The following is a 23,045-nucleotide window of genomic DNA, read 5'->3' as shown; positions in this document are numbered from 1 at the left end:
GCCCTTCGCGATACCGGGGCCGTCTGGGCGGCCGCTACGGAATCCGCCACTGCTGGGCTTTGCTCCCGGAGCAGGCGACCACCGTCAGCTGGTTGCCGGCGCCGTTGTCCGTCAGACAGCCGCCCTGGAACGCGATGTCCTTGATGTAGTAGGCGCCCGCCGTGGGAGCCTTCTCCAGGTTCCACCACCCGTCTCCGGCGAACGGGCCGGCGAGCTCGACGCGCACGGTCTCGTTGAACTGCGTGAGCGCCCGCGTCATCGAGATGCCTGACGGGCCGCACGTCTTGAAGCTGTCGTAGTTGTTCTTCTCGTGGAGCCAGCCGAATGCAGTGGTACCGCCCATGATCACCTTGGCGTTTCCCTGCGGGGCGGAACCGCTGAAGCCGATCTTGAGCCCGTCGCCGACGTTGATGATGGCGCCCCAGCCGGCTCCGCCGCAGCCCTGCGGCGGGTTGGACCCGCCGTTGCCCGACCCTCCCGGGGTCGAGCCGCCGCCTCCGGGCGTGCCCCCGCCCCCGGCGCCGCCGCTCGGCCCCGAGCCGGGCTGGCTCCCGCCGTTGCCGGATCCGCCTGCGGCCGGCTGGGGGTTGGGGACCGGCGCCGCGCCGCCGACGCCGCCCGCGGCGGCGCCACCGCCGCCGCCCTGCGCGCCCGCGTTCTCGCCCGGCGGCGGGGGCGAGGCATCGGGCGTACCGGCTGCCGCACTCCCCGAGGGGGACGCGCCGGGGCTCTGGCTCCCGCTGCCGGATGCCGGCGGGGACACGGAGGCGGAGGGGTGCTGCCCCGGCCCGTTCGCATCGGTCTGCCGCGCCCCGGGATCGATGTAGAAGACGGTGACGGCCACCGAGACCGTGATCGTCACGCTGAACCCGATGGCAAGCGGCGCGGAGACGGACGCGGGGATGCGCAGCCGGTCCCGCCACGACCGCCGCAGCTCGGCGCCGGCCCCTGCAGCCGGGGCGGTCCCCGCGACGACCGGTCCCGCCGGTGCGTCGAGCTCGCCGAGCGGCCGTCCGGCCGCCGCGCGCCGCGCCGCCGCAGCCATCACCGAGGCGTCGGCGTACCGCTCCTCGGGCCGCTTGGCCAGCGCCCTGGCGACGAAGGCCCGTACCGGCCCGGGGAATTCGGCCGGAAGGTCCGGGACCGGCTCCCTGATGTGCTTGAGCGCGATCTCGACGACCGATTCACCGGTGAACGGCGGTTCTCCGGTGAGCAGTTCGAAACAGACCACGCCCATCGAGTACAGGTCGGACGCGGCAATGGCCCCGAGCCCCTCCGCCTGCTCGGGAGCCATGTACAGCGCCGTCCCGAGGACCGCGTGCGAGTCGGTGATACCGGTGCTGGCCGCGCTGGAACGGGCGATGCCGAAGTCGGTGACCGTCACTCGGCCGTCCTCGCCCAGCATCAGGTTCGACGGCTTGATGTCGCGGTGCGTGACACCCTGCAGGTGCGCGGCGTGCAGTGCATCGAGGGCCTGTCCGGCGATGTCGAGTGCCTGCTCGACGGGGAGGGGCCCGGACTGCGCGCGGACCTCGTTCAGCGTCCGCCCCTCGACGAGGTCCATGACGATGTACGCGACCTGCTCACCGGATTCGATCCGGCTCTCGCCGTAGTCGTGCACGTCGACGATGCCCGGGTGGCTGAGCGAGGCGAGGACCGTGGCCTCGCGGCGGAACCGCGCTGCGAACGAGGGGTCGTCGAGCAGCGCGGGAAGCAGGACCTTGACGGCGACCTGACGTCTGAGCACGTCGTCGTCGGCGCGCCAGACCTCGCCCATGCCACCGCCGCCGATCCGCTCGGCCAGTGTGTACCGGTCCCCGAGGACCGTCCCCCGCCCCCACATGTCTGCCCCTCGCCGTCGCGGTTCGCTGGTGGTCAGCCAAAGTCCGTCCGGGTGAGGATACTTGGGCGCTCGCGAGCTTCCACGTCCCCCTCGGGCATCGTGATCAATCGTGATCGGACGATGCTACCGAAGTCGTTCGGGGGTCCAGTTCAGTCGTCCCGTGTGGATCAGACGGAGTTGGCGACAGGCGGTTCGCGTGACCGCGGCCCACTCCTCGCCCTCCGGGCCGGCGGCCAGGTAGGCGGAAACGGTCATCACCATGTGGTCGACATACAGCCGCGCCAGCATGAGCAGGTCGTCCGCGCTCCAGCCCGCACTCAGCGGATCGACGCCGAGGCGCTCGGCCACCTCGTCGGCGAACGCGTCGAGCTGGCCCGCCACCGCTTCGCGCACCCTGCGCACGCCACCGTGCCGTTCCCGCACGATGAAGCGGATGTGCCCGGGGTACTCCCGTACGAGTTCGGCCATCAGGCCCACCGTCGTGTCGATCCGCTGCTCCGCGTCGCCGGAGGCGGTGAGGGTCGAGCGGACGGTGCCGTGCAGACTCTGCAGCGCCTCGTCCACCAGCGCGATGCCCAGCTCCTCGGTGTCGCGGAAGTGCCGGTAGAAAGCCGTCGGGGTGACCCCCGCGACGCGGGTCACCTCCCGCAGGCCGAGGCTGCCCAGGCCCTGCTCCTCCAGCAGTGACAGGGCCGCGTCCAGCAAGGCCCTGCGGGTTTTGTTCCGTTGGGCCTGGCGCGCCCCAATGGTCTCACTCATGACGAAAAGTCAACCCCCGATTCCCTGAATCCACGCGCTTGCATTTAGACTGAGCAGTCAGTGCACAACTGTCTCCTATTTCTTTGGAGTGAGCACGATGGAGGAAGCACGATGCTCTTCCTGATAGCGGCCCTCATGCTGATGGGGGTCGCCCTGGGAACCGTGGCCCATGTGCCCGTTGACATATCCCTCGCCGCCACCGCCGCGATCGCCTGCTGGTTGCTGGTCTTCGCAGTGCGCGAGCGGACCGCCCGGCGCCACCGACCGGCCGGCCGACAGGAAGGATGATCATGAATACCCCCGGTACCGCGCTCCCCGCTCCCGTCGGCCGTCAGGCCGACGGGATGGCGGTGGCCTCGTTCGTGTTCGGCCTGGTCGGCCTCCTCGCGATGAACCTGTTCCTCGGGCCGACCGCGATCGTCCTCGCCGCCCTAGCTCTGCACCGCAGTACGAGCCGTCCCGGACGCGCCCGGCTCGGCCTCGCCCTGGGCGTCGCCGACCTCGTCGTCCTCGCCTGGGTGGTCAGCGCGGACCAGACCTGGTCGTGGAGCATCTGACCGTCACACCCTGACACCCGCCGGACCTGCCGGACCCGCCGACCCGCCCGGCCCCGCTACGGCAGCGGGGCTCCGCGGGCGGCGATCCACAGCTCGTACCACTCCTCGTGCGTGAGATCGGGTTCGCGCAGCGCGGCGTCGCGGCAGGCCCGGATACGCTCCGGGCGGCCGCTGCCCACGACGGGGGCGACGCGGGCGGGATGCCGCTGCAGCCACCACAGCAGTACCGTCTCCGGCGTCGTGCCCTTCGCATCGGCCAGTGCCCGCACGAGGCTGGCCGTTGCGTGCTCCTCCGAGCTCTCCTGCCGCCCCGTGAACCGGCCCTGCGCCAGCGCGCCCCAGGCCTGCAGGCGGACTCCGCTCTCCAGGCAGTACTCGAGCGTCCCGGCCGGGAACCCGTTCCCCGCTGCCGCGGCCGTGTTGACGAGGACGCCGCCCTCGAGCCAGTCCCGCCGGTCCAGGCTCATCTCCAACTGGTTGACGACCAGCGGGAACTCCAGATGCCGCTGGAGGGCGGCGATCTGCGCGGCGTTCATGTTCGAGACGCCGAACCGGCGGACCAGTCCCTGGTCGTGCAGCGAGGTGAGGGCCGCCGCGATGCCCTCCGGGGCGGCCAGCGGGTCGGGCCGGTGCAGGAGCAGGACGTCGACGACGTCGGTGCGAAGGCGGCCGAGGCTCTCCTCGACGCGCCGCACGATGGAGGGGCCGCGCAGGTCGTACATGCCGGGGAGGTCGCCGTCCGCCAGCCGGATCCCGCACTTCGTCTGCAGCACGATCCGCTCGCGCAGGCCCGGGGTGCGGGCCAGGACCTCTCCGAAGACGGCTTCCGCCTTGCCGCGCCGGTAGATGTCGGCATGGTCGAAGGTGTCGATTCCGCTGTCCAGCGCCGCCGCGATCGCCACCTCGGCCGCATCGATGTCGGCGGGGCCGTACGTATCGGTGTCCCAGCTGCCGCCGAGCGCCATGCATCCGTACAGCAGCCGGGTGCCGTCCTTCTCCGGTGGTGTGATCGCCATCCCGCCACCCTACGAGGTCGCGGCCCGACCCCGTATCCGGGCTCCGCGCGCGGGCGTCCGGGCCGCCGGCTTCGTGGCGGGCCGGGGGCGCGGGGCTTCCACGGGCTTCTTCTGCGGCGGAGGCGTCCTGGGCGGGTAGGAGGGCGGCACCTTCGGTCCGCTCGCACGGGTCGGCTTCGTAGTCATACCACCACGCTACGGGCCGGGCCGCGTTCCCGGGCCGGGGTCCGCCACCGCAAGGAAGCAGCACGGCCCACCACCGCGCGGGGGACGCGGTGGCGGGCCGGAGTGGCTGCTGCGCTGCCGTCGTTACGGAGCCATCTCGTACGACCCGGACAGTGCCGCGACACGGTCCCAGACCCGGGCCGAGCGGGCTGCATCGATGACCGGACGGCGGACCGCACCCATGGCCCAGCTCTGCTGCTCGTCGGTGGCGGAGTCCTTTCCGTGCAGTTCGACGGCGTGCGCCGAGAAGTCGCGTACGAGGACCGCGAACAGCTCGTCCAGGACGTCCTCGTCCAGGCCGGTCAGCTGCGCCTGCTCCAGGATCAGCTGGCCGTGGACGACGAGCGCGAAGAGCTGCCCGACGGCGAGCAGGAGGTCCAGGTCGCGGCTCTGCTGCTCGTCGGGGGCGGCGGTGGTGACGAACGTGCACAGCGCGTCCGCCTGCTCGCGGAAGCGGGCGACGTTGGGCAGGGCCGCGTACGCGTCGAAGGCGGGGCGCCAGTCGTGGAAGCGTACGGAGCCCAGGCCGCGGGCCGGGCCCTGCCGGAAGAGGAAGTCGTCGTCGGCCGCGTCGAGGCGGGTCGGGACGGGCGCGTACTGCGCCGGGTCCAGCAGGTGGTTGCGCATGAACTTCAGGATCAGCGCGAGGTTGACGTGGACCGTGCCCTCGAGCTTCGGCAGCCCGCGGATCTCGACGGCGGCCTGGGCGAAGTAGTTGTCCTTCTCGAAGCCCTTGGCGGCGATGACGTCCCACATCAGGTCGATGACCTTCTCGCCCTCCGTGGTCACCTTCATCTTCGTCATCGGGTTGAAGAGAAGGTAGCGGCGGTCCTCGGGGCCCGCCGTGCGGAAGTAGTCGACGGCGCGGTCGCTGAACAGCTTCATCCCGACGAGACGGACGTACGCGTCGGTCAGCTCGCGGCGCACGTGCGGGAAGGCGGTGACGGGGCGGCCGTACAGGATGCGGTTCTGCGCGTGCGTGACGGCCTCGTACATCGCGTGCTCGCAGATGCCGATCGAGGCGGTGCAGAGGTTGAACTTGCCGACGTTGACGGTGTTGAGGGCGGCGTCAAAGGCGGCGCGGCCGGTGTGCAGGACGTCGTCCGGGCCGACCGGGTAGTCCTCGAGGCGGAACTCGCTGACGTACTTGGAGGAGTCGACGACGTTCTTCACCAGCTGGTAGGCCGGGTGGCGGCTGTCGGCGGCGAAGAAGACGTACCCGTCCGGGCCCTCGACGTCGGTGCGGCGGCCGAAGACGGACACGAGAGCGGCTGCGTTGCCGTTGCCGATGTAGTACTTGGAGCCGGTGGCCCGGAATCCGCCGTTGCCGTCGGGCTCCAGCAGCATGTCGGTGGAGTAGATGTCGGCCCCGTGGGCCTTCTCCGACAGGCCGAAGGCGAACACCTCCCCCTGGGCCAGGAGTTCGGCGGCGCGAGCGCGGGCGTCGGCGTTGTCGCTCTGCCAGACGGGGCCGAGGCCGAGGATGGTCACCTGCCACGCGTACCAGTAGTCGAGGCCGTAGAACCCGAAGATCTCGTTGAGGGCGGCGGTCCGGGCGGTGTCCCAGCGCTTGTCGGCGTGGCCGTCGGCGGCGGAGGCCGGGGTGAGGAACGTCGCGAACAGGCCTTCCTTGGCGGAGAAGGCGAGGAAGTCCGCCAGCCAGGCGCGGGAACGGTAGTCCTCGATCAGCCGGCGCTTGCCGCGCTCCTCGAACCAGTCGACGGTGGCGCGCAGCAGCCTGCGGGTCTCGGGGTCGAAGTGCTGCGGGTCGTAGGTGCGCGGGTTGAACAGCAGGCCGTCGGCCATGGAGGTCCGCCTTCCGAGGGGTCGGGTCGAGGGGTGAAGGGTGCTGGTTCGGGATGCGGGGGGGACGGCTCAGCTGCGCGGGCGGGGCGCTGCGAGCCGGTGGACGGTGGCGAGCACGTCGTCGAGCCAGGCGATCGTCATCCGTTCGTACGCGATGCCGCCGCGGAGCACGACGTGCTGCAGTTCCTGACCGGCGTCGGGCGATGCGGGCGCCTCGGGCCCGGTGAAGTCGCGCAGTTCCCCGGCGAGGTAGTGGGCGAGCCGGTCACGGTGTACCTGGCGGTGCCGCTCGACCTCGTGGACGAGCGCGGCCGGGTCGTCGAAGGCCGCGCCGCGGATCTTCACGGCGAGGTCGTGCCGGAGGCTCTCGGGTTCGATGGGCTCGTGCAGCCACCGGGAGAGGGTGGTGCGGCCGGGGCCGGCGACGGAGTACTCCTTCTTGTCCGGCCGGCCCTGCTGCGCCACCTCGCGGACGGCGAGCATGCCGTCGGTCTCCATGCGCTTGAGAACGCGGTAGATCTGCTGGTGGGTAGCCGTCCAGAAATAGCCGATGGACCGGTCGAAGCGGCGGGCCAGCTCGTAGCCTGAACCCGGCTTCTCCAGCAGCGAGACGAGGATCGCGTGTTCGAGCGCCATACCCCCGATCTTTCTATGCAACTCGTTGCATAGACAAGCCGCAGCACCCGGGTGAGACGCGGCTCACCCACGGGCGGCGGGGCGGCCGCCGCGAAAGCGGGACCGACTTGTCACGCGATTTCGGCCGGAACCGCCGCGCACCGAGGTCCCTGACGCGAACGAACACTTTACCCGCCCCTCATGGCATGCTCCGGTCAAATCTGCCAGGCTCTTCCGGCAGTCGTCGCCCTGAACCCCAGGGGGACACCGCAGCAGATCTCACTCAGCGCTCGTGCAGACGATGCGCACAGCCCGCGGCTGCCCTCCGGCGCACCCGAGCCGACCGGGCAGCCACCGAGCAGGCCGGAATCCCGGCCGCCTCAAAGGAGTTCCGTGTGAGACCGACCCCCCACAAGGCTCTCGCCGCGAGCGCATTCGCCCTCGCCGCGCTGGCCGCCGCCGCACTCTCCGTCACCCCCGCGGCCGCCGCACCGCCCAAGGCACCCCTCGCAGCCGCCTGCACCCCGGCCCAGGTGGTCGCCAACGGCGACTTCGAAAGCGGTACTTCGCCCTGGACCCAGTCCCAGACGGGCCTCGTCACCAACCGCGCCGGCCAGGCCGCCCACGGCGGCACCACCTTCGCCTGGCTGAACGGTGTCGGCCGGACGCACACCGACACGCTCTCCCAGAGCGTCACGATCCCCTCCGGATGCAGCACGGCCACCCTCACCTTCTGGCTGCACATCGACACCGCCGAGACGACCACGTCGACCAAGTACGACAAGCTGACGGCGAAGATCGGCGCCACGACGCTGGCGACGTACTCGAACCTCGACAAGAACACCGGCTACGTGCAGAAGTCGTTCGACGTGTCGGCCTTCGCGGGCCAGACCGTGAGCGTCGCCTTCACCGGAACCGAGGACTCCAGCCTCCAGACGAGCTTCGTCGTCGACGACGTCGCCCTCGCCACCTCCGGTGGCACGGTCCCGCCCGCCGACTCCACACGTACGCCGGCCGCACCCTCGTACGCCGTCAGCCTCAGCAGCAACACGAGCGGCACCGTCTGGACCGGCCACGAGAGCGCGACCTTCACCAACGCCTCCGCCACCCCGCTCAGCGAGGTGTACCTGAGGCTGTGGGACAACTACCACGGCACCTGCTCCGCCATGCCGATCACCGTCGGCAACGTCACCGGCGGCACCGCGGGCGCCCTCTCGGTCGGCTGCACGGCCCTGAAGATCGACCTGCCGGCGCCGCTGACCCAGGGGCAGACCGCCACGATCGGCTTCGACCTGGGCATCACCGTGCCCAGCGGCGCCGACCGCTTCGGCTACGACGGAGCCTTCAGCTTCATCGGCAACGCCCTGCCCGTACTCGCGGTCAGGGACGCGGCGGGCTGGCACCTGGACCCGTACACCAACAACGGCGAATCGTTCTACTCGCTGGCCGCCGACTTCCGCGTGGCCCTCGACCACCCGAACACCCTCCTGGTGCCCGCGACCGGCGGCTCGGTCGACACCCCGGGATCGAGCGGACGTACGGTCACCACGGCAACCGCCTCCAAGGTCCGCGACTTCGCCTGGGCGGCCGGCCCGTTCAGCAAGATCTCCGGCAGCTCGGCCGCCGGTACCCCGGTCAACGTCTACTCCGTCTCGGGCATCAGCTCGGCCGACGCGCAGTCGATGCTCACCACCGCCAAGTCCGCCGTGGACGCGCACGCGGCCCGGTTCGGCGCCTACCCGTACGGCGAGCTGGACGCCGTGATCGACAACAACTTCTGGTTCGGCGGCATGGAGTACCCCGGGTTCGTCCTCGACCTGGTCAGCACCACCGCACTCACCCACGAGATAGGCCACCAGTGGTGGTACGGCATCGTCGGGGACGACCAGTACACCAGCCCCTGGCTCGACGAGGCGTTCACCGACTACTCCACCGACCTGGCGCTGAACAAGACCGGCGCCAACTGCTGGAACAGCGTCTCCTGGGCCGGATCGGCGGAGAAGATCACCAACTCGATGGCCTACTGGGACGCCCACTCGTCCCGGTACTCCACCGTCATCTACGGCTACGGCAAGTGCGCCCTGCACGACCTGCGGCGCGTCCTCGGCGACAGCGTGATGGCCAAACTACTGAAGGACTACGCCACTTCGCACTGGTACGGCGTCTCGACCACCGCCGAATTCAAGGCGGCCGCCCAGGCCGCCACGACCACGGACCTGACCTCCTTCTGGACGCAGCACCGCATCGACGGCTGACCTGACGTCGACCCCCCTGGCACGGTTCGCCGCGGGCGGGCGCCTCCTGGCGTCCCACCCGCGGCGAACTTGTGACGTCTCCGACACCCTAGCCGTCACCTGTGACATGTGAAATATTACCTGCGCTTCGACCGAACTCACGGAAAGGTCAGCCACGTTGCGCAGACTCCCCGCGGTGGTAGCGGCGATATCCCTCGCCCTCCTCGCCACCCCCGCGCTCGCCGCACCCGCCCCGCCGCCCTCCGCGGCGCGGCCGGCCCCCGAACTCTCCCCGGCCCCACCGCCCGCACCGCTGGAGCTCCAGCGCCAGAGCCTGCGCCGCCAGGCGCTCGAGGGCGTCGCCTCCGGCGCCACCGCGGCCGAGGCGGACGGCACACTCCCCCGCCGGGCCACGGTCGGCAAGCGGTACGTCGAACTCGCCCAGGAGCGCAAGGACAAGGTCTTCGTGATCCTCGCCGAGTTCGGCGACCAGGTGGACACGACCACCGAGTTCGAGGGCAAGCCGCGCTTCGGCGGCACGCCCGGCCCCCGCCACAACACCATCGGCAAGCCCGCGAAGAGCGACAACCACACCCTGTGGCGCAAGGACTTCAGCCAGGCGTACTACCAGCAGCAGTTCTTCGGCACCGACCCCGGCGCCGTCACGCTCCGCAACTACTACCGCTTGCAGTCCTCCGGCCGCTACGACATGGACGGCCAGGTCAGCGACTGGGTACGGCTGCCGTGGAACGAAGCCCGGTACGGGACCGACAACTGCTCCGAGCCCGGCCAGTGCCGCACCAACTGGGACCTCGTGCGCGATGCCACCAACGCCTGGTACCACACCGAACGCGCCAAGGGCCGTACCCCGGAGCAGATCAAGGCCCAACTGGCCGAGTACGACGTGTGGGACCGCTACGACGCCGACCACGACGGCAACTTCGACGAGCCGGACGGCTATCTCGACCACCTCGTCGTCGTCCACGGAGGCAAGGACCAGACCTGGGGCGGCGGCGACCAGGGCAAGGACGCCGTGTGGGCGCACCGCTGGTTCGCGTACTGGGACCAGGCCGGCAGCGCGGGGCCCGCGGACAACAAGGCGGGCGGCGCCCCGGTCGGCGACTCCGGCATCTGGGCCGGCGACTACCTGACCGGCGGCGAGAACAGCGGAGTCGGCCTGTTCGCCCACGAGTTCGGGCACGACCTCGGGCTGCTCGACCTGTACAGCTCCGACGGGGACAACAGCGTCAACTTCTGGTCGCTCATGTCCTCGGCCTCCTACCTCGGCAAGGGCCGCAACACCACCGGCGACTACCCCGGCGACCTCGACCCCTTGAGCAAGCTGCAACTGGGCTGGCTGGAGTACACCGAGGCCGACGCGGGCCGCAAGACGCGCGCCGTGCTCGGGGTCTCCGGCTACAACACCGAGGATCCACAGGCGTTGTTGGTGCATCTGCCGCCATCGGTGACCCGCACCGAGCTGGCCGACCCGTACGAGGGCGGCAGCCAGTGGTGGAGCGGCACCGGCGACTTCATGGACAACACCCTGACCCGGACGGTCGACCTCTCCGGGGCGGGGCAGGCGGCCCGGCTCGACGCCCGCGTCTGGTACGACATCGAGCAGGACTTCGACTTCCTGACCGTCGAGGCCTCGACGGACGGCGGCACCACCTGGACCGCCCTGCCGGGCACGGTGGGCGGCGCGGCGATCCCTGCGAAGGGGGTCTCCGGCACGTCGGGCGGCTGGGCCGAACTCGCCGTACCACTGGATGGGTTGGCCGGTCGCGGCATCCAGCTGCGGCTCCGGGTGACCTCGGACGGCAACACGCACGGCAAGGGCGTCGCCTTCGACGACATCCGGATCACGGCGGGTGAGCGGGAGCTGCTGCGCGACGGCGCCGAGCAGGGCGCGAACGGCTGGAACGCGCTGAAGTGGTCGCGTACGCAGGGCCGTACGGGCACCGCGGAGCACCCGCGCGCCTACCTGGTCGAGAACCGCCGCTACACCGGCTACGGGGCCTACCTCAAGAGCGGCCCGTACAACTTCGGCGCCGGGAACGACACGGTGGAGTTCTACCCGTACCAGCAGGGCGTGCTCATCTGGCTCTGGGACACGGCATACAGCGACAACACCACGAAGGCGCACCCGGGTGCGGGGATGCTGCTCCCCGTCGACGCGCGGCCGCAGCCGCTGCGCAACGCCGACGGGACCCTGCTCAACGCACGGGCGCAGACCTTCGACGCGACGTTCTCCACGCGCCCGAGCGACGAGATCGTGCTGCACAAGGCGGGCGTACCGGTGCTGATCCCGGCGCGGCCGGGCGTCCCGGTCTTCGACGACCGGCGGGGCGGCTACTGGAACGCCGACCTGCCTCAGGTGGGCGTGAAGGTACCGGACACCGGGACCCGGATCGCCGTGGTGAAGGAGGCCTCCGGGGGCGCCCTGACCACCGTCCAGGTCAGCCCGTCCCCCTGACGCACGGCGGCCGGACCGGTCCTCTCGGCGTTGGGGCGCCGAGAGGACCTGGTGGGGGCGACCTCGTACGACTCAGGGCGTTCGGTCCAGCGATGCCTCCAGGTCGAGTTCGCCTTCACGGGTCTGGGCGCCGGCCGCAACGGCAGCACGCATGCGCGCGACCACGGAGTCCGGCGCCGGATACACCCCGCCCAATGCCCTGCTCTCCTCGTCGAGCCCCTCGGGCAGGCTCCCGCTGGTCGCTGCGGCTTCGACCGACACCGTCATCGCCAAGGCCACCACCACCTTCCGGACCGGCCGCCCCTGCCCCTGACCAGCGCGGTGGCCGTGGCTGATGCCGGATCCGGCTTCCGGGTGGCCGCTTCAGTCGCTGCGGACGGCGAAGGGGCCGCCGGTGCCGAAGGCCAGTTCGGCGAAGCGGTCGGCCATGCGGCGGTGCGTGGCGGCGTCCGGGTGGAGCTGGTCGGGGAGCGGGAGGTCGGCGAAGTCCGCCTCGCCGTAGAGCTCGCGGCCGTCGGCGTAGTGCAGGTGGGGGTCGTCGGACGCCCGCTGTTTCACGATGCGCGCCAGCTCCTCACGGATGACGTTGAGCGTCAGCTTCCCGGCTGCGCGCTCCGCGGGGTCGCCTTCGGCCCGGAACTGCAGCCTCCCGGCGCTGAGGGTGCTGAAGTCCGGGGCGGTGGGGCCGGGAGTGTCCTCGTGGATGGGGCAAAGGATGGGCGAGACGACCAGCAGGGGCGTGCTCGGATGCCCCTCGCGGAGGGTGTCGAGGAAGCCGTGCACCGCCGGGGTGAAGGCGCGCAGACGCATCAGATCCATGTTGACCAAGTTGAGGCCGATCTTGACGCTGATCAGGTCCGCGGGGGTGTCCCGCATGGCCCGGGCGGTGAACGGATCCAGCAGGGCGCTGCCGCCCAAGCCCAGGTTGACCAGCTCCACATCGCCGAGGGAAGCGGCCAGTGCCGGCCAGGTCGTGGAGGGGCTCGCGGCGTTCGAGCCGTGACTGATCGAACTGCCGTGGTGCAGCCACACCCTGCGGCTCCCCTGCGGTACGGGCTCGACGGGGGCATCCGTACGCAGGGCGACGAGCTCGGTGATCTCGTTGTAAGGCAGCCAGATCTCGACGTCCTTCGGTCGGTCGGTCAGACCGGCGAACCGGACGGTGCCGACCGGGCCGGGGCGGGTCTCCGCGGACCCGGTGGTCATGTCCACCATGAGGACGTGGCCGCCGGTCACCCCGGACTGCCCGGCCAGGCGGCCGTCGACCAGGAGGTCGTACACGCCGTCGGGGCGGGGCGGGGCGCCCACGTAGGCCATCTTGGTGCGGAGCGTGTCCAGCTCGACGACGGTGGCCCGGGTGCGGAACACCAGCCGTACGCCGGAGGGCTGGGCCTCTGCCATCGCCAGCTGCCCGTCGGTGCACTGGGCGCGGGCCCTGGCCGGCAGCCGGTGCGGGAGCACACCGTGCTCGGTGCGCTCCAGGTCGAGGGCGCCGCGCAGGAGTTCCGCGGTAATGGGTGTGGTGGTCGGGTCGTTCATGACCTCAGCCTGTCAACCGGACGCCGGATCCGCACATCAGTTTGTGCCGATTCAGCCGGCCGTCGTGGAGCGGGCCGGGCTGTCGGCCGGGGTGCTACGGCGCTGGGGTGCCAGGAAGAAGACCATCGTCGGGACGAGGTAGAGGCCCCACACGACCACTTGGAGGACGGTCGGGTCGGGCTGGAAGTTGAACACGCCCTTGAGGAGGGTCCCGTACCAGCTGCCGGCCGGGACGGTGTCGCTGATGTCGAAGGCGAGGGTGTGCAGGCCGGGGAGGAAGCCGGCCTCCTGGAGGTCGTGGAACCCGTACGCGAGGACGCCCGCCGCGACGACGATCAGCATGGCTCCGGTCCAGGTGAAGAACTTGGCCAGGTTGATCTTCAGCGCACCGCGGTAGAACAGCCAGCCCAGCACGACGGAGGTCAGCAGTCCGAGCAGTGCGCCGATCAGCGGGCGGATGCCGTCACCGGTGGCCTGGACGGCCGTCCAGATGAACAGGGAGGTCTCGAGCCCCTCCCGGCCCACTGCGATGAACGCCGTGAGGACCAGGGCACTGGTGCCCATGGTGAGGGCGGCGTCGAGCTTGCCCTGCAGGTCGCTCTTCAGGTGCCGCGCGGTGCGTCGCATCCAGAAGACCATCCAGGTGACCAGGCCCACCGACAGGATGGACAGGATGCCGCCGAGGGCCTCCTGGGTCTGGAAGGTGAGCGTGGATGACCCGAACTGAAGGGCGGCGCCGAAACCTAGCGACAGGCTGACGGCCAGGGCGACGCCGAGCCACACGGGCACCAGTCGGTCCTGGCGGCCGGTCTTGACCAGGTAGGCGATCAGGATGCAGACGATGAGACTGGCCTCGAGTCCTTCGCGCAGGCCGATCAGATAGTTCCCGAACACGGCGTGGGGGTTCCTTCCCGTGGGGTCAGCTGAGCAGGGACCGGCCCCACCAGTCGTCCTCGTCGCGGACGCCCGGCGGAACGGCGAAGACGGCCGAGCCCACGTGCTGGATGTACTCGTTGAGCACGTCGCTCTTGGCCAGGCTGCGCTGGATCGGGACGAAGCCCTTGCGGACGTCGCGCTGGTAGGCGAGGAAGAACAGGCCGGCGTCGAGGCGGCCCAGTCCGTCCGAACCGTCGGTGAACGAGTAGCCGCGGCGCAGGATCGTGGCCCCGCTGTTGCTGTCCGGGTGCGCGAGGCGGACGTGCGCCTCCGGCTTCATCGCCTTCAGGAACGGCTCGTCGCGCTCCTTCGACCTGCCGGCGGGGGCGCCTTCGCCCTTGTCGCGGCCGATGATGTCCTCCTGCTCCTGCAGGGAGGTCCGGTCCCAGATCTCGATGCGCATCCGGATGCGGCGGGCCACCAGGTACGAGCCGCCGGCCAGCCAGTCGGCGCCGTCGCCGGGGCCAACCCACACGTGCTGGTCGAGGGCCTTCCGGTCGGTGCCGGAGATGTTCCGGGTGCCGCCCTTGAAGCCCATCATGTTGCGCGGGGTCTGCTCGTCCGGGGTGGTGGACGAGGTCTTGCCGAAGCCGAGCTGGGACCAGCGCACCGCCGTCTTGCCGAAGCCGATCCGGGCGAGCTGGCGGATCGCGTGCACCGCGACCTGCGGGTCGTCCGCGCAGGCCTGCACGCAGATGTCGCCGCCGCTCCTGGCCGGGTCCAGGTTGTCGCCGGGGAACTGCTCCAGGTCGACCAGGGCCTCGGGGCGCCTGACCTCCAGGCCGAACCGGTCCTTGGCGAAGAGGCCCGGTCCGAATCCGATGGTGAGGGTGAGCCGGGAGGGCTTGAGGCCGAGGGCCTCGCCCGTGTCGTCCGGCGGGGCCTCGGGGAGGCCGCCGACCGCGCCCTCGCCGACGGGGAGTCCGGCGGTCATCCGCTCGGCGGCCCGCGTCCAGTCCTTGAGGAGCTGGACGAGCTCCGCGCGGTCCTTCGTCTTCACGTCGAACGCGGCGAAGTGCAGCCGGTCCTGGACGGCGGAGGCGATACCGGCCTGGTGCGCGCCGTGGAAGGGCACGGCTGCACCGCCCGTGCCGGGGTCCCGGGGGACGGACTTGCCGTGGAAGACCGCGACGGCACCGCCGGCCACGGCAGCGCCCAGCGCCAGACCGGCGCCGCCCCAGCCGAGCAAAGCCCGCCGCGATGTCCCGCCCTCGGCTGCGTCCGTCCTCGCGCCGCTCCCCCTCCAGCTGCCCGGATCCGGGTCCGCTTCGGACATCACTGCTCTCCTGCCCGCTGCTGGTCCGCTGCCCGGACCCGTGCCCGGGCTCCGTGGCAGCTGCTGCCTCGCGCTCGGTCAGCGGTTCGGCCGGCGTGTCGAGGCCCTCCCCGAGTCGCTTTCGCTCTGGGGAGCCTGCCCTCGTACGGGGTGTTCCGCGCGGCGAACCGGGTGTCGACCGTCCTGGCGAGCGCCGGGCGGGAAGGTGGGGACACGGGTGCTCCCGGGGATGGCAAGGCGGCAAGGTGGCCAGGCCACGACAGGCCGCGGTAAGGCAAGGCTGCCCTTCTGTCTACGGAACTTTAGGCGATTGCGGACGATATGGCCGCTTACCGGGGCGCCTGCGGCGGCGACAACCGCCTGATGTCACACACGCTTCGCCGCGGCCACTGCCCCTGCGGCGGTCAGCCAGGTCAGGGCGTAGAGCCAGCCGCCGAGGACGTCCGTGGGCCAGTGCACGCCGAGGTAGATCCGGCTCAGGCCCACGGCGATCGCCCAGCAGGCCGCCAGAGCCCAGCAGAACCGGGCGGTGGCCGGAGTCGCCGTACGCCATGCGGCCCAGGCCAGCAGCCCGGCCACGATCGCCGAGGTCGTGGCGTGACCGGAGGGGAAGGCGAACCCCGTGGCGAGCGCCGCCCAGTCGGCAACGGGCGGACGCGGCCGCGCCACGCCGTACAGGACGGCGTGGCGTACGGCCTGGACGAGCACCAGGAAGCCGAGTGCGCCCGCGGCGGTCAGCACCCGGCCGCGGGTACCCCGGCCCGCGACAAGCCCGGCGCCGACGGCGCACACGTACGGGACGGGGCCGCTGCCGGTCGCCGTGATACCGCGCGCAAAGGCCACCACGACCGCAGGGCGGTGCTCCACCGACCACTGGTGCCAGCTCTCGTCGAGGGCGTACGGGGTGCCGTGCCGGGCCACGACCAGGGCGGTCAGCAGTGCGAACAGCGCGGCGCACAGCACTGCGGCCAAGGCCCGGCGGGTGGGTGATTGTGCCTGGCCGGTCTTCATCAGGGGGCTACCCGAGGCCGCCGCGGCGGCGTGGCGCCCGGTCGTCGTACGAGGGAGGCTGCCATGGGGAACAACTCCCGTGCGGTGAAGGGGTGAGAGCCGAGGACGGTTCCCGGCCGGCCGGCGACCACAGCCCCGGAAACGTCCACGGAAAGGTAGACGATCGAGGTGCGCAGCACGTTCCCCCGGCCGACACGAACCCGGACCGGCCCCGGGCGGGGGCGGCCCCGACCGTACGCGAGGTCAGGGCTCCAGCGCCGGAAGAGCACCGAGCCCCGTGTCGCGCACGATGCGGTCGACGGTGTCCGCCAGTACTCGGCGTACAGGATCCCTTCGAGGACGACGTGGTAACCGGCGTCGAGCGAGTATCGCGCGACAATGTCGACGAGGCCGATGTTCGCTGCCCCGAGCCGGTCGCTGACCAGGGGGTGCCTATCCGATGGCGACCACGCGGGCCCATGCGGGCGGCGAGTCCGGCACGTAGTCCGGGTCGTCCTCGTCCCACGACTGCTGTCGGGGAAAGAGGCCGACCACCGTCCGGCACGGCGGTCGTGTGCTCGGCCAGGGGGTCTGCCCGTCGGTCAGGACCACGATGACGTCCGGCCGGGCCCCCGCTCGGAGCGCCTTCGCGAAGCCCGAGCGCAGATCGGTACCCCCACCCCCCAGCAGTGCAATTCCCTCGCCACGGCACAGGGGGTGGGCGATCCGGGCCGCCGCGTCGCACGCCACCACGGTGACCAGGTCCCGACGGCCGCCCACGGCACGGGTGATCGCGGCGACCTCCAGGAGCGCGCTGCCCAGCTCGGCGTCACTGACCGATGCGGAGGTGTCGATGACCACGGAGACCCGGGGCGGCCTGCGCCGCAGACTCGGCAGAACAGCGCCGGGCAGCCCGGCCGAGCGCCGCGACGGGCGGCCGTACGAATAGTCCTCGCCCGCGCCGGACCCGGAGGCCGCCGAACGGACCGCCGCTCCCAGCAGCTCCCGCCACGGCTGCGGCGGGTGGAACGCCTCCTCCGCCCAACGCTTCCACCCCTTCGAGGCGTTCCCCGGACGGCCCCTGATGCCCTGCGCCACTCGGAACCTCACCGCATCCCGTTCCTGTTCGCTGAGTCCGTGCGCGCCGTCCTCCCCGAGGTCCCATTCCCGTTCCAGCCCGTCGGCGCCGCTGCCGCAGTCCAGCCAGGCCATGTGCTGCGTACGGGGCCCGAGCGTGAACTGGCGCAGGTAGTCCTCCATGAGCTGCCCCTCGGACAGTCCCAGGGACAGCGGATCGACGACGTCTTCGGGCCGGACCAGCCCGTCGCCGAAGACGTCGTCGTTGATCTCGCAGTCCGCGGCGATGTTCATCCGCAGCCGCTCCGCCCGGCCGTGCAGCCCGCGCTCCCGCGCGACCCGGTCACCTCGCCCGTGGTGGTCGCGCAGCAGGTGGGACACCTCGTGCACCCATACCCCGGCGAGTTGCTCCACCGGCATGCGGTCCACGAAGGCCGGTGAGACGTAGCACCGCCAGTGCCGGTCGACGGCCATCGTCGGTACCCGCCTCGATTCCACGGTGTGCAGCGCGAACAGCGCGGTCGCCAAGTAGGGCCGGGCCCGGGCGGCGTGCAGTCGGGCGGCGAAGAGCTTGTCGCGGTCGAGTGCCCGCGGTGTCTTCCCGGTCATCGTCGGCCCAACGCGTCGGCTGCGGCCCGGGCGGCCGCGTGGTCCGCCCGCCGGGAGAGCGACACCGCTCCGGCGAGCCGCTCGATGGCGGCCGGCACGTCCCACTCCTCGCGGCGCAGCGAGGCGAGCGTGGACGCGGGGACGACCACCAGGTCCGGGGCTCCCGTCTCCAGCGCCCGGACCAGGAGCGCCCATGCCGCGTCCCAGCGCGTCTTGTCGGGGCGCTTGCGGACCGCTTCCACCACACCGTCGAGCACGGCTTGGCGCAGATCGCCCCGCTCGGGCAGGACCGCGCCCGCCGGATCGGCGAGCAGCACCTCGGGATCCGGGAGGTCCATGCGGTCCAGGCTCGCCAGCAGTTCCAGTCCGGGGCCGTCCCCCACCGTTCCTCTGACCAGCAGGGACAGCACGTCCCGGGAGGAACCGGCGGCGGTCGCGAAGGCGATCAGACTCAGGGTCATCTCCCAGCTCCGAGGCGACGGCCAAGGGCCGCCCCGGCGGGTTTCGCCGCTGGGCAGCCGGTGTACGAGCGTGGGGCGGGCGGCGAGGAGCCCGCACACCGCGCGGCGGGCGAAGTCCACGGCCTGCGGAAGCATCGAAGGGTCGAGCCGCGGCAGCGTGGCCCGGGGCCACGTTCCGCCGAGGCCGCGTACGACGACGTCTTGGTCGTGGGTCCACTGGAGATGGACGAAACGGTTGGCGAGCGGCGGGCTCAGCTCCCAGCCGTCGGCCGCCGAGGACCGCGGATTGGCAACGGCCACGATCCGGACCCCGGGCGGCAGTTGGAGGGCGCCGATCCGTCGCTCGAGTACGAGGCGGAGCAGGGCGGCTTGTACGGCCGGCGGCGCGGTGGACAGCTCGTCCAGGAACAGCAGCCCCCGGCCGGCTCGTACGAGGCGCACGGCCCAGTCCGGCGGGGCCATCGGAACGCCCTGTTCCGCGGGGTCGTCCCCGATGATGGGCAGGCCGGAGAAGTCGGACGGCTCGTGGACGCTGGCGATGACGGTGGTCAGGGGCAGGTCCAGTGACGCGGCGAGCTGGGTCAGGGCGGCGGTCTTGCCGATCCCCGGCTCGCCCCACAGCAGGACGGGCAGGTCGGCGGCCACGGCGAGGGTCAGGGCCTCGAGTTGTGTGTCGGGGCGCGGTTCGGTGGTCGTGTCGCGGAGCAGGGCCAGCAACTCGCCGGCGACATCGAGCTGGGAGGCGTCGGCGGCCGGGTCGGCGGGGGTATTGCGTACGGCGAATGGGGCGTATGCGGGCATGTTTGATCACCTTTTGCGGGTTCGTTGTGCGTTGAGGGAAGGACGGCTGCGGGGTGCGGGGTGCGGTCCCCGGCCCCCGGGTCAGCGGCCTGCCGTATGGCGTGGATGCGAGCGGTGCCCGCGGGGGCGGCTGGGGCCCGGGCGGATGCGGCCGGGCCCGGGTCCGGTCAGGCCCGCTCTGAACAGCCCGTACGTGATCCGCTGCCGCGCGGCCGCCTCCAGTTCGTCCCGGAGGGCGCCGTCGCGCAGCAATGCGTCGGGGCCCAGCAGGCTCTCGACGACGGCCAGTGCACCGGCGGTGTCGCCGTGGTCCAGGCGTTCGCGTACGCCGGTGAGGCAGTCCGGACGACGGTGCGCCTCGTCGATCGCCTGCAGGCAGGGCAGCGGGGTTCCGGTCAGGGCAACCAGCAGTTCCTCCCGGCGGATCTCGGCCGGGTCGTGGTCGAGTGGTGCCAGTACCCCGTCGACGAGGCCGATCCGGTGCTGGGCGCCCCGGCACTCGACGAGGTGCGGTTGGCCGGCCCGCTCCGGAACCCGGGACGGGGCGGTCGGCGCGTGATGCGGTACGAGTGCCGACGCGACCAGCGGGTGCAGTCGATCGGCGTCGATGGAACCGGTGCGGAGCAGGTCCAGGTCGGGCAGCAGCCAGGTCGCCGCGTCGGGCAGGATCGGGGGCGGGCAGGCGCCGGGATGCATGGGCGCCGCCGAGATCCGCAGTACGGGTGGCTCGTTGTTGTCCCTGCTGTCCCCTCCGTCCGTGCTGTCCCCTGCGTCCGTGCCGCCGCTGCCGTCCCTGTCCGCGGCAAGGTCCAGGTCCAGCCGCTGCCGGGACCCGAGCCGTACGGTGAAGGTCCGCGTGGAACACCCGTCGGTCCGGAGCAGGATCCCCGCCTCGGCCGCCCACCGGTCGACCGCGCAGCGACGCCCCTGTGGCACGAGCCCGAGCACGTCCGGGTCCGTTGCGGGGGTGCCGTCGGCGGGTGACGGCTCGGCCCCGGACCGGTTGCGGAGCTCATCGGTCCTGCGCGCGTCCCACAGGTGGCGGTGCAGGTCGAGGCGGAACCGGGGGTTGGGGTGGGGATGCGGATGACGGCGTGCGCCGGCGTCGTCGGGGGATCCGTCCCAGAGCGCGAGGCTGATCCGCTGACCGGCATCCGCCCATGCCGGCAGAGTCCGTGCCACAAGGTGTACCGGGCGTGGGCCGACGGCCCCGGGGTTGTCGTACCGGGCCAGGGAGATGGTCAGGCCCGGGCGCAGCAGTCCGTCAGGAGCGATCCTGGGCATGTGCCAGCGCAGCAGGTCGGGAGCCAGGTGGCGGAGATCGGCCCGAATCCGGGCCGCGAGTTCGCGCCCGTGGGTACGCGCCACCGAGCGCAGGTTGAGATCGACATCGATACCTGCGGCGGCGCACGCCCCGGCCCAGTCCCCGGCAAGACGGCGGGCGGTCGCAGTCTCGATCATGGACGGCGGCACGGCGAACTCGCGCACGCGCAGCCAGAGGGAAAGGTGCCGGAGGGAAAGAGGGGATTCCTCGTTCGCGGTGTGAGTGGCCATCAGCACTCACCTTGCGCGGACGGGACCCCCATTCCGTGAGTGGTGTGAGTCATCATCGCGATGACCATACGGGCCCTCTCCCTGGTCTGCCAGGTGTTTTTGTCAGTGCGTACCACTACCGGCGAGCAGGAGGAGGCACACCCTTGTAGCTCTGGAGAGCTACGCGCCGATGCGGCTCCGTGGCGGGACGCCGCCAGGTGCTTGGCTCCGTAACCTCGTGTGCGGATGAACGGCTGGAAGGAATTCCTGTGAACTGCGCACACCTCGAGGAACCACTGCGTCACGATGAAGGACTGCGGCACGATGAAGGAAGTACCCGTGACCGGGCGTGATCTGGTGTCCGAGCCCGATGTCGGGGCGGCGGCAGGCCGGTTCACGCTCCGTGGCCTGCGGGCGGACCTGTGGACCACCCGTGCTCAGCCCATGCCGCCCGTGTCCTGGCCGCAGTGGCTGCGGTGGCTGCCGCAGGTCCTGGTCGTCCTCGGCGCCGGGGCGCTTTCGGCCACCGGCGCGGATCTCACCGCCAGGGTCCTGGCCTGTGCCCATGCGGCGACACTCGTGGTGGGGCTGCGCCGGCCGGTGCCGGCGTGGTGGCTGTCGCTGGCGTTCACCGCGGGCATAGCCATCGGCCATCCCCCCACCTACGACAATCAGTTGTGGTCGTGGACCGTGCACGCCGGAGCTCTCTTCCTCCTCTCCCTGCGCATACCGGTGTCCTCGGCGGCCGTGGCCGCTCTGCTGAGTGCCGTGCCGGCGTTCTGGCTGAAGGCGGCGGGCTACGCCGTCGGGTCCTTCACTTTCCTCGCCGGTGTCTGCGCGCTGTTCTCGCTGGCCGTGCTCGTCGGCTCGTTCGCACGTGGCCGCCGCGAGGACCGGGCGCGGCTCATCGAGCAGATCGCCGTCACGGCGCACGAACGGGCACTGCGTACGGTGCTGGAGGAGCGAGCCCGCATCGCACGCGAGCTGCACGACGTGGTCGCCCACCACATGTCGGTCATCTCGATCCAGGCGGACGCAGCCCCTTACCGGGTTCAGGATCCTCCCCAGGAGCTGGTCAAGGAGCTGGCGGCGATACGTGCCAACGCGCAGGAGGGTCTGGCCGAACTGCGCCACATGCTGGGCCTGTTGCGGTCCGACGCCACCGGCGAAAGTCCGGAGGGCACCACCCCGCAGCCCTCGCTGGCCCAGTTGGACGCGCTGCTGGCCAATGTGCGTGGCGCCGGAGTTCCGGTGACCGCGCGGGTTCGAGGCAGCCGCCGGCCGCTGCCGCCGGGCGTGGAGTTGTCGGCGTACCGCATCGTGCAGGAGGCACTGAGCAACACGTTGCGCCATGCGCCCGGCGCCGAGGCCGCGGTCGAGCTGTCCTTCACCCGCGCCGGGCTGAGCGTGCGGGTGGTCAACTCGCCTGCGACACACGCCGCCGCGCCGTCCGCCGGCGCCGGACACGGACTGACCGGCATGCGGGAGCGCACTGCGATACTCGGCGGGGCCTTCTCCGCCGGCCCCACTCCCGACGGTGGATACGCCGTGGCGGCGAGCCTGCCCGCCCCCTCCCGTACCCGCGACAAGGAAGCCTCCCTGTGACGATCCGCGTGATGATCGCCGACGACCAGGCCATGGTCCGCGAGGCGTTCTCCATCCTGCTCGGCACCCAAAGCGACATCGAGGTCGTCGCGACGGCCCAGGACGGCATCGACGCCGTGGCCAAGGCCGACGCCCTGCTGCCCGACGTCATCGTGATGGACATCCGCATGCCCGGCCTCGACGGCATCGAGGCGACCCGCCGTATCACCTCCCGCCCGGGATCGGACACGAAGATCCTGGTCCTGACCACCTTCAACCTCGACGAGTACGTGTACGCGGCGCTGCGCGCCGGGGCCGGCGGATTCCTCCTCAAGGACGCCTCCGGGCTGGAGCTCGCCGAGGCCGTCAGGGTGGTGGCGCGCGGCGAGGCACTGCTGTCTCCCGACCTCACGAAGCGGCTCATCGCGGAGTTCGCCCGCACGAGCGGCACCCCGAAGGCTCCGACCGGAGTTCGGATCGGCACGCTGACGGACCGCGAGAACGAGGTGCTCACGCAGATCGCCCAGGGGCTGTCCAACGCAGAGATCGCGGGAAGGCTCGCCGTTGCCGAGGAGACTGTCAAGACCCACGTGGGCCGCATCCTGCACAAGCTGCAGCTGCGCGACCGTACTCAAGCCGCCGTCCTCGCGTGGGAGAACGGCCTGGTCGCTCCCGGCACCAGCAGCCTGTGACGCACCCGTACTCAGC

At 71.6% G+C, this 23,045-nt stretch carries 19 protein-coding genes and 1 pseudogene; 7 read left to right on the top strand and 13 right to left on the bottom strand.

Annotation, left to right across the window (positions count from 1 at the left end):
* Window positions 1–34 precede the first annotated feature (34 nt).
* Together OHT74_RS35710 and OHT74_RS35705 are read right to left on the bottom strand one after the other, a co-directional pair.
* A complete protein-coding gene (locus OHT74_RS35710) occupies window positions 35–1,843 on the bottom strand; it encodes a protein kinase domain-containing protein (RefSeq protein ID WP_328622520.1) in 1,809 nt (602 codons plus the stop codon).
* A gap of 123 nt (window positions 1,844–1,966) precedes the next feature.
* Window positions 1,967–2,602: a TetR family transcriptional regulator gene (locus OHT74_RS35705; RefSeq protein WP_266670537.1), complete on the bottom strand. Its 636-nt coding sequence runs from the start codon at window positions 2,600–2,602 to the stop codon at window positions 1,967–1,969.
* A gap of 111 nt (window positions 2,603–2,713) precedes the next feature.
* Between OHT74_RS35705 and OHT74_RS35700 the strand changes: the two genes are divergently transcribed.
* Both OHT74_RS35700 and OHT74_RS35695 read left to right on the top strand, forming a co-directional pair.
* Window positions 2,714–2,890, top strand: a complete 177-nt coding sequence (locus tag OHT74_RS35700; protein ID WP_266670535.1) for a hypothetical protein — start codon at window positions 2,714–2,716, stop codon at window positions 2,888–2,890.
* 2 nt (window positions 2,891–2,892) lie between these two features.
* Window positions 2,893–3,159 (top strand): DUF4190 domain-containing protein, encoded by a 267-nt coding sequence (locus OHT74_RS35695; protein WP_266670533.1) that lies wholly within the window; start codon window positions 2,893–2,895, stop codon window positions 3,157–3,159.
* Window positions 3,160–3,215: 56 nt separating this feature from the next.
* Here the strand turns inward: OHT74_RS35695 and OHT74_RS35690 are convergent, their stop codons facing one another.
* From OHT74_RS35690 to OHT74_RS35680, 3 genes are all read right to left on the bottom strand, one after another.
* Window positions 3,216–4,175 carry an aldo/keto reductase gene (locus tag OHT74_RS35690; protein WP_328622519.1) on the bottom strand — a complete coding sequence of 320 codons (960 nt, stop codon included), beginning with the start codon at window positions 4,173–4,175 and terminating at the stop codon, window positions 3,216–3,218.
* Between the two features lie 309 nt (window positions 4,176–4,484).
* On the bottom strand, window positions 4,485–6,206 hold the full coding sequence (locus OHT74_RS35685) for an acyl-CoA dehydrogenase family protein (protein WP_328622518.1): 1,722 nt from the start codon (window positions 6,204–6,206) through the stop codon (window positions 4,485–4,487).
* 69 nt (window positions 6,207–6,275) lie between these two features.
* Window positions 6,276–6,842, bottom strand: coding sequence for a PadR family transcriptional regulator (locus tag OHT74_RS35680; protein ID WP_328622517.1), 567 nt, complete (start codon window positions 6,840–6,842; stop codon window positions 6,276–6,278).
* A 374-nt stretch (window positions 6,843–7,216) separates the two neighbouring features.
* On the opposite strand from OHT74_RS35680, the gene OHT74_RS35675 reads away from it, so the two are divergent.
* The 3 genes from OHT74_RS35675 to OHT74_RS35665 all read left to right on the top strand — a co-directional run bounded on the left by OHT74_RS35675 (window position 7,217) and on the right by OHT74_RS35665 (window position 11,844).
* Window positions 7,217–9,076: a M1 family aminopeptidase gene (locus OHT74_RS35675; RefSeq protein ID WP_328622516.1), complete on the top strand. Its 1,860-nt coding sequence runs from the start codon at window positions 7,217–7,219 to the stop codon at window positions 9,074–9,076.
* A 157-nt stretch (window positions 9,077–9,233) separates the two neighbouring features.
* Window positions 9,234–11,531, top strand: coding sequence for an immune inhibitor A domain-containing protein (locus tag OHT74_RS35670; RefSeq protein ID WP_328622515.1), 2,298 nt, complete (start codon window positions 9,234–9,236; stop codon window positions 11,529–11,531).
* A gap of 151 nt (window positions 11,532–11,682) precedes the next feature.
* A complete protein-coding gene (locus tag OHT74_RS35665; protein ID WP_328622514.1) occupies window positions 11,683–11,844 on the top strand; it encodes a hypothetical protein in 162 nt (53 codons plus the stop codon).
* 50 nt (window positions 11,845–11,894) lie between these two features.
* On the opposite strand, the gene OHT74_RS35660 is transcribed toward OHT74_RS35665, so the two are convergent.
* The 8 genes and pseudogenes from OHT74_RS35660 to OHT74_RS35625 all read right to left on the bottom strand — a co-directional run bounded on the left by OHT74_RS35660 (window position 11,895) and on the right by OHT74_RS35625 (window position 20,774).
* Window positions 11,895–13,070 (bottom strand): GDSL-type esterase/lipase family protein, encoded by a 1,176-nt coding sequence (locus OHT74_RS35660; RefSeq protein ID WP_328622513.1) that lies wholly within the window; start codon window positions 13,068–13,070, stop codon window positions 11,895–11,897.
* A 51-nt stretch (window positions 13,071–13,121) separates the two neighbouring features.
* A complete protein-coding gene (gene efeU / locus OHT74_RS35655; protein ID WP_328622512.1) occupies window positions 13,122–13,964 on the bottom strand; it encodes an iron uptake transporter permease EfeU in 843 nt (280 codons plus the stop codon).
* Between the two features lie 25 nt (window positions 13,965–13,989).
* A complete protein-coding gene (gene efeB / locus OHT74_RS35650; protein WP_328622511.1) occupies window positions 13,990–15,282 on the bottom strand; it encodes an iron uptake transporter deferrochelatase/peroxidase subunit in 1,293 nt (430 codons plus the stop codon).
* Window positions 15,283–15,648: 366 nt separating this feature from the next.
* Window positions 15,649–16,293: a phosphatase PAP2 family protein gene (locus tag OHT74_RS35645; protein ID WP_328622510.1), complete on the bottom strand. Its 645-nt coding sequence runs from the start codon at window positions 16,291–16,293 to the stop codon at window positions 15,649–15,651.
* A gap of 308 nt (window positions 16,294–16,601) precedes the next feature.
* Window positions 16,602–16,709: pseudogene (locus tag OHT74_RS35640) on the bottom strand (kinase); the annotation flags it as partial.
* A 16-nt stretch (window positions 16,710–16,725) separates the two neighbouring features.
* A complete protein-coding gene (locus OHT74_RS35635) occupies window positions 16,726–17,958 on the bottom strand; it encodes a vWA domain-containing protein (RefSeq protein ID WP_328622509.1) in 1,233 nt (410 codons plus the stop codon).
* On the bottom strand, window positions 17,955–19,220 hold the full coding sequence (locus OHT74_RS35630; RefSeq protein WP_328622508.1) for an AAA family ATPase: 1,266 nt from the start codon (window positions 19,218–19,220) through the stop codon (window positions 17,955–17,957). The genes OHT74_RS35635 and OHT74_RS35630 overlap by 4 nt, the downstream gene beginning before the upstream one ends.
* 81 nt (window positions 19,221–19,301) lie before the next feature.
* Complete coding sequence (locus OHT74_RS35625; protein WP_328622507.1) at window positions 19,302–20,774, bottom strand: hypothetical protein; 1,473 nt, start codon at window positions 20,772–20,774, stop codon at window positions 19,302–19,304.
* Window positions 20,775–21,092: 318 nt separating this feature from the next.
* On the opposite strand from OHT74_RS35625, the gene OHT74_RS35620 reads away from it, so the two are divergent.
* Both OHT74_RS35620 and OHT74_RS35615 read left to right on the top strand, forming a co-directional pair.
* The gene (locus tag OHT74_RS35620) at window positions 21,093–22,358 is read left to right on the top strand and encodes a sensor histidine kinase (protein WP_328622506.1); all 1,266 of its coding nucleotides are present in this window, start codon (window positions 21,093–21,095) and stop codon (window positions 22,356–22,358) included.
* Between the two features lie 11 nt (window positions 22,359–22,369).
* Window positions 22,370–23,029, top strand: a complete 660-nt coding sequence (locus tag OHT74_RS35615) for a response regulator (RefSeq protein ID WP_266673325.1) — start codon at window positions 22,370–22,372, stop codon at window positions 23,027–23,029.
* Window positions 23,030–23,045: the final 16 nt, after the last annotated feature.

Source organism: Streptomyces sp. NBC_00354 (assembly GCF_036106915.1).
Taxonomy (GTDB): Bacteria; Actinomycetota; Actinomycetes; order Streptomycetales; family Streptomycetaceae; genus Streptomyces.
This window is presented reverse-complemented; position numbering and strand designations above follow the sequence as displayed.

Bases quoted from the DNA above. Each gene is read 5' to 3' on its own strand.
- OHT74_RS35710 (WP_328622520.1), bottom strand. From the start codon at position 1,843: ATGTGGGGGCGGGGGACGGTCCTCGGGGACCGGTACACACTGGCCGAG.
- OHT74_RS35705 (WP_266670537.1), bottom strand. From the start codon at position 2,602: ATGAGTGAGACCATTGGGGCGCGCCAGGCCCAACGGAACAAAACCCGC.
- OHT74_RS35700 (WP_266670535.1), top strand. From the start codon at position 2,714: ATGCTCTTCCTGATAGCGGCCCTCATGCTGATGGGGGTCGCCCTGGGA.
- OHT74_RS35695 (WP_266670533.1), top strand. From the start codon at position 2,893: ATGAATACCCCCGGTACCGCGCTCCCCGCTCCCGTCGGCCGTCAGGCC.
- OHT74_RS35690 (WP_328622519.1), bottom strand. From the start codon at position 4,175: ATGGCGATCACACCACCGGAGAAGGACGGCACCCGGCTGCTGTACGGA.
- OHT74_RS35685 (WP_328622518.1), bottom strand. From the start codon at position 6,206: ATGGCCGACGGCCTGCTGTTCAACCCGCGCACCTACGACCCGCAGCAC.
- OHT74_RS35680 (WP_328622517.1), bottom strand. From the start codon at position 6,842: ATGGCGCTCGAACACGCGATCCTCGTCTCGCTGCTGGAGAAGCCGGGT.
- OHT74_RS35665 (WP_328622514.1), top strand. From the start codon at position 11,683: ATGCGCGCGACCACGGAGTCCGGCGCCGGATACACCCCGCCCAATGCC.
- OHT74_RS35660 (WP_328622513.1), bottom strand. From the start codon at position 13,070: ATGAACGACCCGACCACCACACCCATTACCGCGGAACTCCTGCGCGGC.
- efeB (WP_328622511.1), bottom strand. From the start codon at position 15,282: ATGTCCGAAGCGGACCCGGATCCGGGCAGCTGGAGGGGGAGCGGCGCG.
- OHT74_RS35645 (WP_328622510.1), bottom strand. From the start codon at position 16,293: ATGAAGACCGGCCAGGCACAATCACCCACCCGCCGGGCCTTGGCCGCA.
- OHT74_RS35635 (WP_328622509.1), bottom strand. From the start codon at position 17,958: ATGACCGGGAAGACACCGCGGGCACTCGACCGCGACAAGCTCTTCGCC.
- OHT74_RS35630 (WP_328622508.1), bottom strand. From the start codon at position 19,220: ATGCCCGCATACGCCCCATTCGCCGTACGCAATACCCCCGCCGACCCG.
- OHT74_RS35625 (WP_328622507.1), bottom strand. From the start codon at position 20,774: ATGGCCACTCACACCGCGAACGAGGAATCCCCTCTTTCCCTCCGGCAC.
- OHT74_RS35615 (WP_266673325.1), top strand. From the start codon at position 22,370: ATGATCGCCGACGACCAGGCCATGGTCCGCGAGGCGTTCTCCATCCTG.